1 protein-coding gene is annotated in these 1,227 nt (G+C 47.1%); it reads left to right on the top strand.

The features are described 5' to 3' along the window. Positions 1-1,227 (top strand): HD domain-containing protein (locus A3729_RS23195; protein ID WP_156498087.1); only part of this gene is annotated, 1,227 nt, incomplete at both ends.

Here is a 1,227-nt window from a genome sequence, read left to right on the forward strand (position 1 = left end):
CGTCAACTGTATAGCAATGAAACAAGTCATGCTGCATTTGGCCGCTTANCTGAGTTTGGACAGATCATCGGCCAAATGCAGCATGACTTGTTTCATTGCTATACAGTTGACGCGCATACGATTCAGCTTATCAAGAACCTGATTCATCTTGACTACCCTGAGGCAAAAAAAGAGTTTCCACTTGCCTGTCGTTTATACCGTTATATCCCTAAACGTGAAATCCTTTATACTGCTGGTATCTATCACGACATTGCTAAAGGGAGAGGCGGAGACCATTCCGAACTTGGCGCCATCGATGTTGAAAACTTCTGTCAGAACCATCATTTTAGCGAGCGCGATACACGACTCACTTCCTGGCTGGTCGAAAACCACTTACTAATGTCTATGACAGCGCAGAAGAAAGATATTGATGACCCTGAAGTTATTCATCAGTTTGCGCAACTAATTCCTAGCCTTACTCACCTTGAGTACTTATATATTTTGACTGTCTGTGATATTTCTGCGACCAATCACACCTTGTGGAACAGCTGGCGCGCGACACTGATGCAGCAGTTATATATCGAAACCAGGCGCGCAATACGTCGCGGCACAGATAAGCCTGTTGATCGCAATGACTGGATAGAAGCCACTAAACGCGAAGTCCGAACCCTACTCATCGATAGCGGCTATACCACACCCGAAATCGATGCTTTATTGGAATCCTTTGAAGACGACTACTTCCTTCAAGATTCAACCGCCGACATTGTCTGGCAAATCTCTGAAGTACTTAATCATGGCAGCTCAAGTGAACCACTGATCATCATTCGCGACACCCAAACCATGCAAGGTGACGGTTTCAGCCATGTTATGGTTTATGTACGTTCCAAAGACGATCTATTTGCCGCCACCACCGCTGTACTTGAGCAGCTGAACCTTAACGTCTTAAATGCCCGCATAAGCGCATCAAGAGGTGAGTTCAATTTGAGCCACTTTATTGTTACCGATGCGCACAACATGCCCTTAGCAAACGATGTAGAACGAAAAGAGCAAGTTCGCTCACGCTTGATAGAAGAGCTCGACGACCCGGAAGACTACCCCGAGATAATCAGCCGCCGCACGCCGCGCCAACTGAAGCATTTTGCCTTCCCGACGGAAGTGACTTTCAGCAATGACATGATTAATCAGCGTACCGTGATGGAGGTTGTAACGCCTGACCGTCCAGGCCTACTCGCACGGATTGGTCAGGCA

The organism is Oleiphilus sp. HI0043 (assembly GCF_001634935.1).